Source organism: Methylotenera sp. G11, from assembly GCF_000799735.1.
Taxonomy (GTDB): Bacteria; Pseudomonadota; Gammaproteobacteria; order Burkholderiales; family Methylophilaceae; genus Methylotenera.
Genome location: NZ_JUHH01000001.1, coordinates 326645 through 341545, shown reverse-complemented (window position 1 = coordinate 341545; position 14901 = coordinate 326645). Strand labels below are relative to the sequence as shown.

The window sequence follows — 14901 nt, the reverse complement described above, 5'->3', positions numbered from 1 at the left end:
GATGCCACGCGAAATTGCACTCTTTGACGCTCTGGTACCTACCCTGCTGTTTGCATTTATTGCGGCGGGGCTAGGGTCACTGCTGCTGGACTGGGCGTTTACCCGTTACGACATCTATCGCCATATCTGGTATCCGGCGCTATTCAGGGTCAGCTTATTTGCCTGCCTGTTTGCGGTGTGCGGCCTGTGGATTTATTAAAAGGAACACTTTAAGGAATATTTGATGAAAACCCTGACTAAAAAACTGCTGCGATTATCAATTACCTTTGCGCTATTGATTACCGCCATTATCCTTGGCCATACGCTCTGGGTACGTTATATGGATTCACCCTGGACACGGGATGGGCGCGTGCGCGCGGATGTAGTCAACATCGCGCCCGATGTCGCAGGACTGGTAACCGAAGTGGCAGTAAGGGATAACCAGTACGTGCATCGCGGAGACGTGTTATTCCAGATTGACGCAGAACACTATAAGCATGCGCAGGCACAGGCGCAGTCGCTGGTAGAACAGCGAAAAGCCCTGCTGGAAATGAAGCGCGGACAGGCAAGGCGTCGCGCTGCTCTTGATGACCAGGTGATTTCCCGTGAGAACCGCGAAGATACTGACCTGACCGCAGTCAGTGCCAAAGCGGAATACCAGGCAGCATTGGCAGAACTTGACCAGGCTAAATTAAATCTGCAGCGCACCACTGTGCGCTCACCTGTAGATGGCTGGGTTTCGAACCTGCTGGTTCGCCCTGGCGACTTTGCCCAGGTCGGAACCTCCAAATTGGCCGTCATCGACCAGCACTCGTTCTGGGTTTACGGTTATTTTGAAGAGCATAAACTGGCATTGATGAAAGTCGGCGACCCGGCAGAAATACGCCTGCTCGGCTCCGACCGCATCCTGCAAGGCCATGTGGAAAGTATCGCGCGCGGCATTACCGACCGCGATAACCCTACTGATGTACGCCTGCTGGCCAATGTTAACCCCAGCTTCAACTGGGTAAGGCTGGCACAGCGCGTACCGGTACACATTGCCCTGGATGAAATACCAAAGGACTTAATACTGGTGGCAGGCATGACGTGCTCGGTCATTATAAAGTCGCCTGCAAAAACACATGGCTGAACAAACGTACGAACCGTTGTTTAGCAGTAAAAAAGCCACTCAATTTGAGTGGCTCTTAAAAAAATACTAAACGTTTAGAAATAGTAATTCAGCCCTAAATTTATCAGAGTTAATTCATTTTCCAATTTAACCCTGCTTGGATTAGCAGTAGCACTGCCAACTACACCATGCGCATTACCGCGGTCTTTTCCAAGATCAATATATGAATAATCAAAGTTGACACCCCAATTCTCATTAATCTTCTTTTCTACACCAAAGCCAATGACATAACCCACCTTAGTATCGTTATCACTGCTCTCATACAGAGTAGGGCAACATGTAATGGTTTGATGCTTGTTTTCAACATCAGCCACTGCGAGACCGGCTGTTACATAGGGTAGAAAGCCGTTTAAATCAATACCTGCCTTGCCGCGAACAGTGGCCAGCCAATTCAGCTCATCCACTCTTTTGTAGCTGTAAAAACCATCATGGATTCCACCAGGCGTTTCACTTTTAATTTTAGCGTCAATGTAAGTTAAGTCTGCCAAAACCCCATAGACAAAATTATCAGTTTGCCAGTTATATCCGCCTTTAATACCGACACCAACTCCATTGTCTGACTTTTTATCATTGGTAGCCGCCCATACACTTAATGCCGACGGGGATGTATCGTCGAACGAAGCACCATGTCCCTTATTTTCATAATCATATGACGAGATACTCAACCCCACATTTGCCCCTGCCCAGTTTTCAGCGGCATTGAGAGAGAAACTTGTGGAAAGTAATAGAAGTAGTGTGAGGTTGCATTTCTTAGAAATCATGTTGGTGCCTTTCATTTTGTTATTTATTTGCTTGAAATTCTACAATTTGTACAAGCAATTTTCCAGCACTATCTCACCGCCCCATTGCTTAAGTTGGAGCCACATCCGGATACACGCCCACTAATAAAAGCTTTTCTTTACCAGCATCACGGTATTTGAAACGCCACTAGCCTCCCCATTCGCCGTAACTTGCAACATACAAGCCATGGATCGTCATGGATACTACAGGGATACCCTTACCTGCTTCCTCTTTATATATTTTAACCTTTAGGGTAACGCCTGACAGCGTCATCTTGGGTATGTCAGGCAACATCAAGGGAAGTCAATAGACGTAAAAAAAGCCTAGAAGGTTGAATTTACTAGGCTTTTGATACTTTTTAAAACATGGTGATACTTAAAAATGGTGGAGCAGGCGGGAATCGAACCCGCGTCCGCAAGCCCTCCACAGACAGTTCTACATACTTAGCTGTGTTGTTTAATTTAACCACACACCCACCAACGAGCAAGCAAATGTGAAGCGAGTCACCTTGGATTTAGTGATGTATTAAGTAACCCAATACAACACGAGTCTCTCTTTATGACGCTGCTGCCAGTTGCCTGGCCCGACCGAGAGACCCTTCGGTGCAGCGTTCAGCCGGGATTAAGCGGCTAAAGCGTAAGTTTCGTCGTTTGCGACTATACTTTTTTCTAGTTTATTTACGAGGTGACTAGGCCTCGGTATGCCCTGCACTGCTTTGCAACCCACGTCGAAACCTGGTCAGCCCCTTTGTGTTTTGTAAACAGGTGTTTTTTCAACAGTACGCGTGTGACACCTTACTTTTACATAAAGTTCAGCGCGTGTTTCAATTATACGCGTTCAGAGAACTCGCAGCTAGCTTATTTGTTATGCGCGCGCATGATCCGGCCTTTTTCGCGTTCCCAATCACGTGCTTTCTCGGTATCGCGCTTGTCATGCTGTTTCTTGCCTTTGGCAAGACCGATCTGGACTTTAACGCGACCTTTGGAAAAGTGCATATCCAAAGGCACCAGCGTGTAACCGGCACGTTCGACCTTGCCGATCAGCTTTGCGATTTCCTCGTTGTGCAATAAAAGTTTACGCGTTCTGATGGCGTCGGGGCGTATATGGGTTGAGGCCGCACCTAAAGGCGTGACATGGCAGCCGATCAGGTAAATCTCCCCACGCTGGATAATCACGTAAGCCTCTTTTATATTGACCCGGTTTTCTCGAATAGCCTTGACCTCCCAGCCCTCAAGAACGATACCGGCTTCATATTTTTCTTCAATAAAGTAATCAAAGAATGCTTTTTTATTTTGTGCGATGCTCATAAAACTGAATATTTCTTGGCGAATAGCTTAAAATCAGCATTTTACTCTACTTCTTAACTTGTTCGTTTTAAGGTTAAAAGTTTTGAACTACAAAACCTGCATGACCGCATACTCGCAGGTTTGGTTTATTGAGTCGTTTCAGGGAAAAGCATGGCGCAAGTTAAAAAAACCATCATTATCAACCATTCAGCTGGTGAGATGTTTCTATTGGTAGACGATGTACTTAAATATCCGGAGTTCCTGCCTTGGTGCGGCGGCGTCGATTTAATCGAGCAAAATGACCATTCAACGACAGCAACCCTGCATATCGCCTATCACGGCCTGCATCAGAAGTTCACCACCGAGAACACAAAAACCTTTCCAAGCGCCATGACGATCCAGCTTAAAGATGGCCCTTTCAAGCATCTGGATGGCAACTGGCAGTTCATCGCTCTTAACGACGAAGCGTGCAAAATCGAATTTTCGCTAAACTACGAATTTTCGAATCAGTTTCTGGAAAAAATTATCGCGCCTGTCTTCAACCATATTGCCAACACTTTTGTTGACGGCTTTGTGGTCCGTGCAGATAAAATATACAAATAAATGTAAGCGTTTTATAAAGGTTCCAAATGAATAGCCCATCTGAAATTACTGTTGAAGTCGCTTATGCTTTGCCGCATGAGCAATTGATAGTCCCGGTTAAAGTAGAGGCCGGTACGACCGCCGAAAATGCAATCCATGCATCAGGCATTATTAGAAAATTTCCGGAGATTGACCTGGCCACCAATAAAATAGGCATCTTTGGCAAAGCGACCAGGCTGGATACTGTGCTCAGGCATTTAGACCGGGTGGAAATTTACCGGCCGCTGATTGCCGACCCTAAAGAGGTGCGCAAACAACGGGCGGCAGATGGAAAGATCATGAGAAAAGGCGGCGGCGACCTTCCTGAAGAATAACATCTGCACAGCCGCGTACCGCCGGCGTGCCCGGGGCCTCCCCCCCTTGGCACAGGCAAATACAAACCTGCCTAGTCACAAAACTTTTCTACATCACGCTGCGCATCAGCCTTACCCTTGCTGATCTCTTCATCACCCATATAGCGGCGCTCGCCCTTATCGTCCGTCGTCATCATCCTGCCGCCGTTACCGAACATCGCCTGGTTTTTTCTGGCTGCCGCACAGCTCTCCTGCCTGTACTTTAACTCTGCCTGCTTGACTGCATCAGCCTTTTTCTGCGCTTCGGCCTCCTGGGCACGTTTGGCAGCCGCCTCTTCTTTAGTCAGTGGAGCCCCGCCCTTCGCTGCCGCATCACCGCCCTTGCCGGAAGCCGGCGCAGCGGCGCCTTCTACTGGTGCCGCAGCTGCCGGCGGTAATGCTTTAGGTATTTTTTTACCCATAGACTCATTCTTGATATTGGATGGCGGCGGTACATCGCTGTAACGGGTCGTGCCGTCTTTATCTTTCCATTTGTAAATTTCCGCATGCGCCAATGCCGGCAACATGGCTGGCAGAAGCACCGCCCACACGAATAACGAACCTGCTCTCATCACATTACCTCTTTTGAATTAATTAAGTCTATGTACATGTTATTGGTTATCAGGGCGACAATCAATACCGCAATAAACATAGTGGTTTTTCATCAAGAATACATTTTAATTATTGAAAATATGTCCAGCATACTCGCTAAGACGCACATAACTCTGTATAATTTCGTTTTGGGTAAAAGGATTTACGAATGCGTTTACTGCAACAAGCACTTACATTTGACGATGTTTTATTGGTTCCGGCACATTCTAACGTGCTGCCACGCGAAGTGTCTCTTAGAACACAACTGTCTCGCAACATCCAGCTTAACATTCCCCTACTGTCTGCGGCCATGGACACTGTGACCGAGGCTCCGCTCGCGATTGCGCTGGCACAGGAAGGCGGCTTGGGCTTTATTCACAAGAACATGACTGCCATGAAGCAGGCGGCACATGTCGCGCGTGTCAAGCGCTTCGAATCCGGCATAGTGAATGACCCCATCACCATTCAAAGCCACATGACAGTGCGCGATGTGCTCACACTGACCCGCACACACAAGATTTCCGGCATTCCAGTAGTGGATCACGGCAAGATCGTCGGCATCGTTACCAACCGCGATTTGCGCTTTGAAACCAATCTGGACCAGCCAATCAGCAACATCATGACCCCGCGCAGCAAATTAGTCACTGTGCGTGAAGGTGCTGCCAAAGAAGACGTGATTCGTTTACTGCACCAATACCGCCTTGAACGCGTGTTGGTCATTGATGCAGATGACACACTCAAAGGCTTGATTACCGTAAAAGACATACAAAAATCAACCGACCACCCTAACGCATGCAAAGATGCGCAAGGCAGGCTGCGTGTTGGTGCAGCTGTAGGTGTAGGCGAAGGCACTGAAGAACGCGTAGCCGCGCTGGCTGAAGCAGGCGTGGACGTCATCGTGGTGGATACGGCACACGGCCACTCGCAGGGCGTGCTGGACCGCGTAACATGGGTTAAAAAGAACTATCCTAACATTGACGTGATCGGCGGCAACATTGCCACTGCGAGTGCAGCGCTTGCTTTGGTAGATGCCGGTGCAGACGGTGTGAAAATCGGTATCGGCCCAGGTTCGATCTGTACCACTCGCATCGTCGCTGGTGTCGGCGTACCGCAGATCAGCGCTATCTCAAATGTTGAAGAAGCATTAAGGGGCACTGGTGTACCATTCATTGCTGATGGCGGCATCCGCTTCTCAGGCGATATTTCCAAAGCCATCGCCGCAGGCGCGCACAGCGTGATGCTGGGTGGCATGTTTGCCGGTACTGAAGAGGCTCCCGGTGAAATAGAACTGTTCCAGGGCCGTTCATATAAATCCTACCGTGGCATGGGCTCTATCGGTGCAATGGAAAAAGGTTCCAGCGACCGTTACTTCCAGGACAACAACAGCAACGCCGATAAATTAGTGCCGGAAGGTATCGAAGGCCGCGTGCCTTACAAAGGCAGCGTACTGGCAGTGATTCATCAATTGATGGGCGGCTTGCGCGCTTCCATGGGTTACGTAGGCTGCTCAACAATTGAGGAAATGCGCAACAAAGCAGAGTTCGTGCAGATCACCTCTGCCGGCATGCGCGAATCTCATGTACATGACGTGCAAATCACCAAAGAAGCACCGAACTACCGCGTTGACTAATAGCATCTTACCGGGTGGGCGGTTATGTTAACCGCCCACTTTTCATTTTAATCATCTCAATCGCACACATTCTATGCATTCAAAAATCCTCATCCTAGATTTTGGCTCACAAGTTACCCAGCTTATCGCTCGCCGCGTGCGTGAAGCGCATGTTTACTGTGAGATTCACTCATGCGAAGTAACAGACGACTTTGTAAGGAATTTTGGCGCTGACGGCATCATCCTTTCCGGTAGCCATGCCAGCGTGTATGAAGAAGAGACAGACAAAGCGCCGCAGGCCGTATTTGAATTAGGTGTGCCGGTATTGGGCATCTGCTACGGCATGCAAACCATGGCGCAGCAATTGGGCGGTAAGGTTGAAGCCGGCCATAAACGCGAGTTCGGTTATGCCGCAGTGCGCGCTAGAGGCCACTCTGCCCTGTTCCGAGATATTCAGGACAGCACCAATGCAGAAGGCCACGGCTTGCTGGATGTATGGATGAGCCATGGCGACAAAGTAACGGAATTACCGCCAGGCTTTAAAGTGATCGCCAGCAATGACACCACGCCGATTGCCGCAATGGCCGATGAAACACGCAAGTTCTACGCAGTGCAATTTCACCCGGAAGTCACGCATACCAAGCAAGGCCAGGCCATGCTTAACCGCTTTGTACTGGATATTTGTGCCGCCAGACCAGACTGGATCATGAAAGACCACATTGCTGAGGCTGTAGAAAAAATCCGCAGCCAAGTGGGTGATGAAGAGGTCATTTTAGGCTTATCGGGCGGCGTGGATTCCAGCGTTGCCGCTGCATTGATCCACCGTGCGATTGGCGACCAGCTCACCTGTGTATTCGTAGACCACGGCCTGTTACGCCTGGACGAAGGCAAAATGGTCATGGAAATGTTTGCAGGCCGCTTGCATGCAAGAGTGATTCATGTCGATGCGACAGCACAATTCATGGGCAAGCTTGCTGGCGTCAGCGACCCGGAAGCCAAACGTAAAATTATCGGCAACGAGTTTGTCGAAGTCTTTAAGGCTGAAGCTGCAAAACTCAAGGCTGGCGATAGCGGCCATAAGGGCGCAACCTTTTTGGCACAAGGCACGATTTATCCGGACGTCATCGAATCGGGCGGCGCCAAATCCAAAAAAGCGGTCACCATCAAAAGCCACCACAATGTGGGCGGCTTGCCGGAACAATTAGGCCTGAAGTTACTGGAACCATTGCGCGACCTGTTCAAGGACGAAGTGCGCGAGCTGGGCGTGGCTCTAGGACTGCCGGCAGAAATGGTATATCGCCATCCATTCCCAGGCCCTGGCTTAGGCGTGCGCATTTTAGGCGAAGTGAAAAAAGAGTTTGCCGACCTGTTACGCCGTGCCGATGCGATTTTCATTGAAGAGCTGCGCAATACAGTGGATGAAAAAACCGGCAAAACCTGGTACGACCTGACCAGCCAGGCATTTACCGTATTCCTGCCCGTGAAATCAGTAGGCGTAATGGGTGATGGTCGCACCTATGACTACGTGGTTGCCTTGCGTGCTGTGGTTACCAGCGACTTTATGACCGCCCACTGGGCTGAGTTACCTTACGCATTGCTAGGCCGCGTTTCCAACCGCATCATCAACGAAGTGCGCGGCATTAACCGCGTCGTCTATGACGTTTCAGGCAAGCCGCCGGCGACCATAGAATGGGAATAATGGAAGGACTGGTTTATGAGCCGTGCATTTGTAAATGAAGAAAGATTTGAACAGGCAGGCGGTGAAGAGCTTGTAGAGCGCCCGATCAGCGAACACCCTAATTATGTCACGCCGACCGGCGCACTTGAGCTGCAAACGCAGGAAGAAGCACTGGTCGCACAGCTCAATAGCTTGAAAGATGTGCATGACGATACTTTTGCAAAAGACAAAGTATCAGAGATCGAGCGCGATTTGCGTTACGTGCGTGCGCGCCTGGATTCGATCATCCTGGTCGACCCCAAGGCACAAAACCACGACACGGTGCTATTCGGCGCCACCATTGAAGTTGAAGATGAAGAAGGCAGCCGCCATACATTCCATATCGTGGGTGAAGACGAAGCCAATGCATCCATCAACAAGGTGAGCTGGGTTTCCCCGCTGGCGAAATCGCTAATCGGTCACAAGGTCGGCGAAACCGTTAACTGGCAACGTCCTGCCGGCAATATTAATTTAGAAATTCTGGATATTCATTACAAATCATGAAAGTTAGCCAAGCCATTTTAGAACGCCGCTCAGTCAAGGCGTATGACCCGCAACACCAAATGAGTGAAGATGAGATCGCCAGGCTGATGTCATTAGCGATGCTTTCCCCTACTGCATTCAACATCCAGAACTGGCGTTTCGTTGTTGTTACCGACCCGGCACTGCGCAAGGAAATCCGCGCCGTGAGCTGGGACCAGGCACAGGTTGAAGAAGCCTCGCTACTAGTCGTACTCACTGCGGACTTGCACGCTTGGGCAAAACAACCTGAGCGTTACTGGGAAAACGCATCCAAACCGGTAAAGGATTACCTGGTATCAGCGATTGACCAGTATTATGCCGGTAATGAACTGGTACAGCGCGATGAAGCGATGCGCTCATGCGGCATGGCCGCCATGACCATCATGCTGGCGGCCAAAGAAATGGGCTATGACACCTGCCCGATGGATGGCTTTGACTTTGACGCGGTAGCCAAGCTGTTAAACCTGCCAGACGACCACACCCCTGTGATGTTTGTTGTTGTAGGCAAGGCTGCAAAAGAAGCCCAGCCGCGTGGTGGCCAGCTAAAAATGGATGAAGTTGTGGTTTACAACAAGTTCTGAATAGAACGAGAAGTCTGTTCAACCGCCGATAAACGCCGATGAACACAGATAAATGATTCTCACGCATTTGGTTTTTAATCTGTGTTTATCCGTGTTCATCTGTGGCTATATAGTATTTTTAAAGAAAGTAATACATGTTAATCAGTAATAACATCACCATGCAGTTTGGCGCCAAGCCGCTGTTTGAAAATATTTCAGTCAAGTTCGGCGATAACAACCGTTATGGCCTGATAGGTGCCAACGGCTGTGGTAAATCCACTTACATGAAAATCCTCGCAGGGGTACTGGAACCGACTGCCGGTAATATTTCAATCGACAACCATGAACGCATGGCATTCTTGCGACAAGACCAGTTTGCCTACGAAGACCAGCGCGTGCTGGACGTAGTCATGATGGGACACGAACAGATGTGGAACGCAAACGTAGAGAAAAATGCGATCTACGCAAACATGGAAGCCACCGAAGACGACTACATGCGTGCAGCGGAGCTGGAAGCCGTATTTGCAGAATTTGATGGCTATACCGCTGAAGCACGCGCCGGCGAGCTGCTGTTAGGCGTAGGCATACCGATCGAACAGCACAATGGCCCGATGAGTGCGGTTGCACCAGGCTGGAAACTGCGTGTATTGCTGGTGCAGGCGCTGTTTGCCAACCCGGATATCCTGCTGCTGGATGAGCCGACCAACAACCTGGACATCAACACCATTCGCTGGCTGGAAGATGTGCTGAATAACCGCAACTGCACCATGATCATCATTTCGCATGACCGACACTTCCTGAACCAGGTCTGCACCCATACCTGCGATATGGACTACGGCAAGCTGGCGGTTTACCCAGGCAACTATGACGATTACATGGAAGCCAGCACTGCGGCGCGCGCGCAGCAGGCTAAAGACAACGCTAAAGCCAAGCAGCAAATTGCTGATTTGCAAGACTTTGTGCGCCGCTTCTCAGCTAATGCGTCAAAAGCCAAGCAAGCAACCAGCCGCGCCAAGCAAATCGATAAAATCAAGATCGAAGAATTCAAGCCGTCTTCACGTCAGTATCCGTTTATCCGCTTTGAATATGATGACCGCGAAAAACTGCACCGCAATGCAGTTGAACTGAAAAAACTCAGCCATGGCTTTGACCATCTGCTATTCAACGACGTCGACATGATGTTTGAAGCCGGTGAAAAAGTGGCGATCATCGGTGAAAACGGTATCGGTAAAACCACATTCCTGCGTTGCCTGGCCGGTGACCTGCAACCCAAGCACGGTGAAGTGAAATGGGCTGAAAAAGCGAAAATCGGCTATTTTGCACAAGACCACGAATACGAATTTGAGCAAGGCGAAGATTTGTTTGAATGGATGTCAAAATTCACGCAGCAAGGTGATGATGACCAGACGGTGCGCAGCATGCTGGGCCGTTTGCTGTTCTCGGGCGAAGACACCAAAAAGTCGGTCAAGGTACTGTCAGGTGGAGAGAAAGGCCGCATGCTGTATGGCAAACTGATGCTGGCGCACACCAACGTATTGCTGATGGATGAGCCGACCAACCATATGGACATGGAATCTATCGAAGCATTGAATACCGCCCTGGACAAATACAAGGGCACCTTGTTCTTTGTCAGCCATGACCGTGAATTTGTAAGCTCGATCGCTACGCGTATTCTGGAAATCAAAGCAGATGGCATTGTAGACTTTACCGGCAACTATGAAGACTACCTGCTCAGCCAAGGTGTGGAATAACCTTAAGCTGGCATCTTTAGACTTTCCAGTAAGGCACCATGGAAACCATGGTGCCTTACTAACATTTTCACACCACAATTAGCGGAACATTACGCATCTATGTCTTACTCGTCCGCCCGGCATTGCCTGCAAGAAGTATTCGGTTACAGCGCTTTCCGCGGCGAACAGCAAGCCGTGGTTGAACACATCGTCGCAGGTGGCGATGCGCTGGTGCTGATGCCTACCGGCGGCGGAAAATCTTTGTGTTACCAGTTACCCGCACTGCTGCGCGATGGTGTGGCGATTATTGTTTCACCGCTCATAGCGCTGATGCAAGACCAGGTAGACACGTTGCAGCAACTGGGTATAGCCGCGGCGTTTCTGAATTCCAGTCTGGATGCACAACAGGCCAATACGATTACTGACCGTCTGCTGCAAGGCGAATTAAAAATCCTCTATGTCGCGCCGGAGCGTTTGTTGACAGGCAATTTCTCATATTTGCTGGAACAGCTAGACCAGCGCGTGGGCATTGCCTTGTTTGCCATTGATGAGGCACACTGCGTATCGCAATGGGGGCATGATTTCCGCCCCGAATATCGCAAGCTCACGGCGCTGCACGAAAGATTCCCCAAGGTGCCGCGTATTGCCTTAACGGCAACAGCCGATGCACCGACACGTGCCGAGATTGTGGAAAGACTCAATCTGGAACAGGCGCACCAGTTTGTTTCCAGCTTTGACCGTCCCAATATCCGCTATCGCATCACACAGAAAAACAACGCTCGCCAGCAGCTGGAAGCATTCCTGGAAGCAGAGCATCCGAACGATGCTGGTATCGTGTATTGCCTGTCACGCCGTAAAGTGGAAGAAACTGCCGAATGGCTGCAATCTCGCGGCTGGAATGCACTACCCTACCATGCCGGCCTGGATGCCAGCATCCGCAACACCAACCAGCACAGATTTCTGCGTGAAGAAGGCATTATCATGGTGGCGACCATCGCCTTCGGCATGGGCATTGATAAACCGAATGTACGCTTTGTAGCGCACCTGGATTTACCTAAAAGCATGGAAAGCTACTACCAGGAAACCGGACGTGCCGGACGGGATGGGCTGCCTGCCAATGCGTGGATGACCTATGGCCTGGGCGATGTCGTCAGCATGCGCCAGATGCTGGATTCCAGCGATGCACCCGAAGAACGCAAACAGGTTGAAAGGAAAAAACTGGACGCCCTGCTCGGCTTCTGCGAATCGACCGGTTGCCGTCACCAGACCATATTGCGCTATTTTGGCGAGCAGCACGATGGCAACTGCCGGCAATGCGATAATTGCCTGGAACCGGTTGACACCTGGAATGCCACTCAGGCAGCACAAATGGCGCTGTCATGTGTTTACCGCACGGGTCAGCGCTTTGGGGTTGTACACCTGATTGATGTGTTACTTGGCAGACAAAACAGTCGCGTCGAGCAGTTCCAGCATCATCAGCTAAGCACTTTCGGCATAGGCAAAGCATTGTCACAACAGCAATGGAGCAGTGTATTTCGCCAGCTGGTGAGCGGCGGCTTTCTGCAAACCGACATTGAAGCTTATGGCGGCATCAAACTCACAGAAGCAAGTCGTCCAGTGTTACGCAATGAAGTAGAAGTCTGGCTGCGCCGCGACGAAGACACAAGTAAACGCAGATCCAGCAAAGCCGAGCGCGGCGCCCGCGTGAAAGAAGGCTATGCCGAAGCCAATGAAGACCCGCTATGGCACGCACTCAAAGCCAAACGCACTGAACTTGCAAAAGAACAAGGTGTACCGCCTTATGTCATATTTCATGACAGCACTTTATTGGAAATCCTTAACCAGAAGCCCGGCAGCCTGACGGATATGGGTAATATCAGCGGTATAGGCCAGGCCAAGCTCACGCGCTATGGCGACGACTTTTTACAGGTGCTGGAAGATTTTGCCAATGGCGCCGGGTAGATAAACACAAGTCTTAATAAAAATATCCGATTTTAGATTACCGTGAACTTGGTAAAGTGTTGTAAAATTACGTCCGGCGGGCCCCCCCGCATTGTGAAGTAGCCAATCTGGTCAGGTGCGGAAGCAAGCAGCCACAACTATTGAGCAAGTGCCGGGGTAAAGGCTCGCCACTTCTTTTTCTGCTTGCATTTTAAAAGCATAAATCACAAAAAAATACACCAAACTTACAGACGGAAAGATGTTTTTCAGCTAAAGTTTAGGCTATGTCATATCAAGTCCTGGCGCGTAAATGGCGCCCAAAATCCTTTGAAACACTGGTCGGGCAAGACCATGTAGTGCGCGCGCTCACCAATGCCCTCGAGCAGAATCGCCTGCATCATGCCTACCTGTTTACCGGGACGCGCGGCGTCGGCAAAACCACCCTGGCACGTATTCTGGCTAAATCTCTCAACTGCGAAACCGGCGTTACCGCCAGGCCCTGCGGCGTTTGCAACGCCTGTACAGAAATCGACAAGGGCCGTTTTGTTGACCTGATCGAAGTGGATGCGGCCAGCAACACACAAGTCGACGCGATGCGCGACCTGCTCGATAACGCTCAATATGCCCCGACTGCCGGCCGCTTCAAGGTGTATATCATCGACGAAGTACACATGTTATCCAAAAGTGCTTTTAACGCGATGTTAAAGACACTCGAAGAACCGCCAGCGCACGTTAAATTCATACTGGCCACCACTGACCCGCAAAAAGTGCCTGTGACAGTGCTGTCGCGCTGCCTGCAATTCAATCTGCGCCAGATGGCCGGCACTTCTATCATTGGCCATTTACAGAACATCCTCAGCCAGGAAAACATTCCATTTGAGCCAACCGCGCTACACCTGATTTCACGTGCCGCCGCCGGCAGCATGCGCGATGCGCTGTCACTGACTGACCAGGCCATTGCCTACGGCGGCCAGGCAGTCAATGAAACCGAAGTCCGCGCCATGCTGGGCGCTATCGATCAAAGCTATCTGTACCGATTATTAGACGCGCTGCTTGCCGGTGATGGCAGCAGTATCATCAGCCAGGCCAAGCTGATGGAAGAACGCAGTATTTCATTTGAAGCGGCACTCAATGACTTTGCGCAGCTGCTGCATCAGGTGGCAATTGCACAGACTGTGCCTGAAAGCGTGGCGGATGACTTGCCTGAACGCGAGGTTTTACTGTCACTGGCACAGAGAATATCCGCTGAAACTTTGCAGCTTTACTATCAGATTGCATTGCTGGGGCGCCGTGACATAAGCCTCGCACCAGACGAATACGCAGGCTTCACCATGAGTCTGCTGCGCATGCTGGCATTCACCCCCAACGAAACCAGCAGCACAGCCAATACCGTCAAGCCAGCACCAGCGGCCCTTGCAGCGCAACGCGCCACTGCAGCCATCAAGGCTGACAGCCAGACAAGCAAGCCGGCGGCCAGGCCGGTAGCAACCGCTGCCGCAGCTGAACCAGCCGGACAACAAGCCATTACGGTTGAACCCCCTGTTCAGCCACCGCCCGCAGAGATGCAGATTCAAGCTGAGGTTGCTGAGATTAACGCACCATCAGAATACGTTGATGAACAAGGCAGCAGTGACTTCAACGGTAACTGGCGCGGCCTGGTGGATGAATTGAAACTCGGCCTTGCGCGCGAACTGGCAAAACACTGTGAACTGGTCGCTTATGATGACAGCAGTATTTCACTAAGTGTACCGGAAGCGCAAAAACACCTGCTATCCCCGAACTACCAGGAAAAACTGGGTGCTGCGATTACGCAGTATTTTGGCAAAAAGATCAAGCTCCAGTTCAGCATCGGCGGCACAGGCAACACGCCGGCCAAGCAGATTTCCCAGGAAAAGGCGCAGGCACAGGCCAATGCCGAAACAGCGATTGAGGAAGACGGTTTCGTGCAGGCACTCATCAATGATTTTGGCGCAACGATTATCCCCAATTCAATCAAGCCCATCTGACGGGTAAGCATTTAAGTTCTTTAATATCGATATTTTTT

General features: G+C 50.5%; 14 protein-coding genes and 2 other RNA genes. 12 read left to right on the top strand and 4 right to left on the bottom strand.

The window, feature by feature from the left end; genetic code table 11:
- The first annotated feature begins 1 nt into the window (after window position 1).
- Window positions 2-199: a DUF1656 domain-containing protein gene (locus GQ51_RS01630; protein WP_047548993.1), complete on the top strand. Its 198-nt coding sequence runs from the start codon at window positions 2-4 to the stop codon at window positions 197-199.
- Between the two features lie 24 nt (window positions 200-223).
- Entirely contained in the window at window positions 224-1108 is an 885-nt protein-coding gene (locus tag GQ51_RS01625; RefSeq protein WP_047548990.1) for an efflux RND transporter periplasmic adaptor subunit, read from the top strand.
- Window positions 1109-1182: 74 nt separating this feature from the next.
- Here GQ51_RS01625 and GQ51_RS01620 read toward each other — a convergent pair whose 3' ends face one another.
- The 3 genes from GQ51_RS01620 to smpB form a co-directional block, all read right to left on the bottom strand.
- Window positions 1183-1908, bottom strand: a complete 726-nt coding sequence (locus GQ51_RS01620) for an outer membrane protein (RefSeq protein ID WP_235276138.1) — start codon at window positions 1906-1908, stop codon at window positions 1183-1185.
- A 401-nt stretch (window positions 1909-2309) separates the two neighbouring features.
- Window positions 2310-2673, bottom strand: a transfer-messenger RNA (tmRNA) gene (gene ssrA / locus GQ51_RS12210).
- Window positions 2674-2784: 111 nt separating this feature from the next.
- The gene (gene smpB, locus GQ51_RS01615; RefSeq protein ID WP_047548985.1) at window positions 2785-3234 is read right to left on the bottom strand and encodes an SsrA-binding protein SmpB; all 450 of its coding nucleotides are present in this window, start codon (window positions 3232-3234) and stop codon (window positions 2785-2787) included.
- Window positions 3235-3384: 150 nt separating this feature from the next.
- On the opposite strand from smpB, the gene GQ51_RS01610 reads away from it, so the two are divergent.
- Window positions 3385-3816: a type II toxin-antitoxin system RatA family toxin gene (locus GQ51_RS01610; protein WP_047548982.1), complete on the top strand. Its 432-nt coding sequence runs from the start codon at window positions 3385-3387 to the stop codon at window positions 3814-3816.
- Between the two features lie 26 nt (window positions 3817-3842).
- Entirely contained in the window at window positions 3843-4169 is a 327-nt protein-coding gene (locus GQ51_RS01605) for an RnfH family protein (protein WP_047548979.1), read from the top strand.
- A 71-nt stretch (window positions 4170-4240) separates the two neighbouring features.
- Here GQ51_RS01605 and GQ51_RS01600 read toward each other — a convergent pair whose 3' ends face one another.
- Complete coding sequence (locus GQ51_RS01600) at window positions 4241-4759, bottom strand: DUF4124 domain-containing protein (protein WP_047548976.1); 519 nt, start codon at window positions 4757-4759, stop codon at window positions 4241-4243.
- Between the two features lie 188 nt (window positions 4760-4947).
- Here GQ51_RS01600 and guaB point away from each other — a divergent pair, with 188 nt between their 5' ends.
- The 8 genes from guaB (at window position 4948) to dnaX (ending at window position 14863) form a co-directional block, all read left to right on the top strand.
- Window positions 4948-6408 carry an IMP dehydrogenase gene (guaB, locus tag GQ51_RS01595; RefSeq protein WP_047548973.1) on the top strand — a complete coding sequence of 487 codons (1461 nt, stop codon included), beginning with the start codon at window positions 4948-4950 and terminating at the stop codon, window positions 6406-6408.
- Between the two features lie 73 nt (window positions 6409-6481).
- Window positions 6482-8086 carry a glutamine-hydrolyzing GMP synthase gene (guaA, locus tag GQ51_RS01590; protein WP_047548970.1) on the top strand — a complete coding sequence of 535 codons (1605 nt, stop codon included), beginning with the start codon at window positions 6482-6484 and terminating at the stop codon, window positions 8084-8086.
- A 15-nt stretch (window positions 8087-8101) separates the two neighbouring features.
- Window positions 8102-8608 carry a GreA/GreB family elongation factor gene (locus tag GQ51_RS01585; protein WP_047548967.1) on the top strand — a complete coding sequence of 169 codons (507 nt, stop codon included), beginning with the start codon at window positions 8102-8104 and terminating at the stop codon, window positions 8606-8608.
- A complete protein-coding gene (locus GQ51_RS01580) occupies window positions 8605-9207 on the top strand; it encodes a nitroreductase family protein (protein ID WP_047548964.1) in 603 nt (200 codons plus the stop codon). Before GQ51_RS01585 ends, GQ51_RS01580 begins: the two co-directional genes overlap by 4 nt.
- 134 nt (window positions 9208-9341) lie before the next feature.
- The gene (locus tag GQ51_RS01575) at window positions 9342-10937 is read left to right on the top strand and encodes an ABC-F family ATPase (protein ID WP_047548962.1); all 1596 of its coding nucleotides are present in this window, start codon (window positions 9342-9344) and stop codon (window positions 10935-10937) included.
- A gap of 99 nt (window positions 10938-11036) precedes the next feature.
- A complete protein-coding gene (gene recQ / locus GQ51_RS01570) occupies window positions 11037-12878 on the top strand; it encodes a DNA helicase RecQ (protein WP_047548960.1) in 1842 nt (613 codons plus the stop codon).
- Between the two features lie 75 nt (window positions 12879-12953).
- An RNA gene (gene ffs, locus GQ51_RS12205) (signal recognition particle sRNA small type) lies at window positions 12954-13050 on the top strand.
- Window positions 13051-13141: 91 nt separating this feature from the next.
- A complete protein-coding gene (gene dnaX, locus GQ51_RS01565; protein WP_047548957.1) occupies window positions 13142-14863 on the top strand; it encodes a DNA polymerase III subunit gamma/tau in 1722 nt (573 codons plus the stop codon).
- Window positions 14864-14901: the final 38 nt, after the last annotated feature.

What these genes read in the sequence shown, in the direction of transcription:
- GQ51_RS01630 (WP_047548993.1), top strand. Translation starts at nt 2, where the DNA reads ATGCCACGCGAAATTGCACTCTTTGACGCTCTGGTACCTACCCTGCTG.
- GQ51_RS01625 (WP_047548990.1), top strand. Translation starts at nt 224, where the DNA reads ATGAAAACCCTGACTAAAAAACTGCTGCGATTATCAATTACCTTTGCG.
- GQ51_RS01620 (WP_235276138.1), bottom strand. Translation starts at nt 1,908, where the DNA reads ATGATTTCTAAGAAATGCAACCTCACACTACTTCTATTACTTTCCACA.
- smpB (WP_047548985.1), bottom strand. Translation starts at nt 3,234, where the DNA reads ATGAGCATCGCACAAAATAAAAAAGCATTCTTTGATTACTTTATTGAA.
- GQ51_RS01610 (WP_047548982.1), top strand. Translation starts at nt 3,385, where the DNA reads ATGGCGCAAGTTAAAAAAACCATCATTATCAACCATTCAGCTGGTGAG.
- GQ51_RS01605 (WP_047548979.1), top strand. Translation starts at nt 3,843, where the DNA reads ATGAATAGCCCATCTGAAATTACTGTTGAAGTCGCTTATGCTTTGCCG.
- GQ51_RS01600 (WP_047548976.1), bottom strand. Translation starts at nt 4,759, where the DNA reads ATGAGAGCAGGTTCGTTATTCGTGTGGGCGGTGCTTCTGCCAGCCATG.
- guaB (WP_047548973.1), top strand. Translation starts at nt 4,948, where the DNA reads ATGCGTTTACTGCAACAAGCACTTACATTTGACGATGTTTTATTGGTT.
- guaA (WP_047548970.1), top strand. Translation starts at nt 6,482, where the DNA reads ATGCATTCAAAAATCCTCATCCTAGATTTTGGCTCACAAGTTACCCAG.
- GQ51_RS01585 (WP_047548967.1), top strand. Translation starts at nt 8,102, where the DNA reads ATGAGCCGTGCATTTGTAAATGAAGAAAGATTTGAACAGGCAGGCGGT.
- GQ51_RS01580 (WP_047548964.1), top strand. Translation starts at nt 8,605, where the DNA reads ATGAAAGTTAGCCAAGCCATTTTAGAACGCCGCTCAGTCAAGGCGTAT.
- GQ51_RS01575 (WP_047548962.1), top strand. Translation starts at nt 9,342, where the DNA reads ATGTTAATCAGTAATAACATCACCATGCAGTTTGGCGCCAAGCCGCTG.
- recQ (WP_047548960.1), top strand. Translation starts at nt 11,037, where the DNA reads ATGTCTTACTCGTCCGCCCGGCATTGCCTGCAAGAAGTATTCGGTTAC.
- dnaX (WP_047548957.1), top strand. Translation starts at nt 13,142, where the DNA reads ATGTCATATCAAGTCCTGGCGCGTAAATGGCGCCCAAAATCCTTTGAA.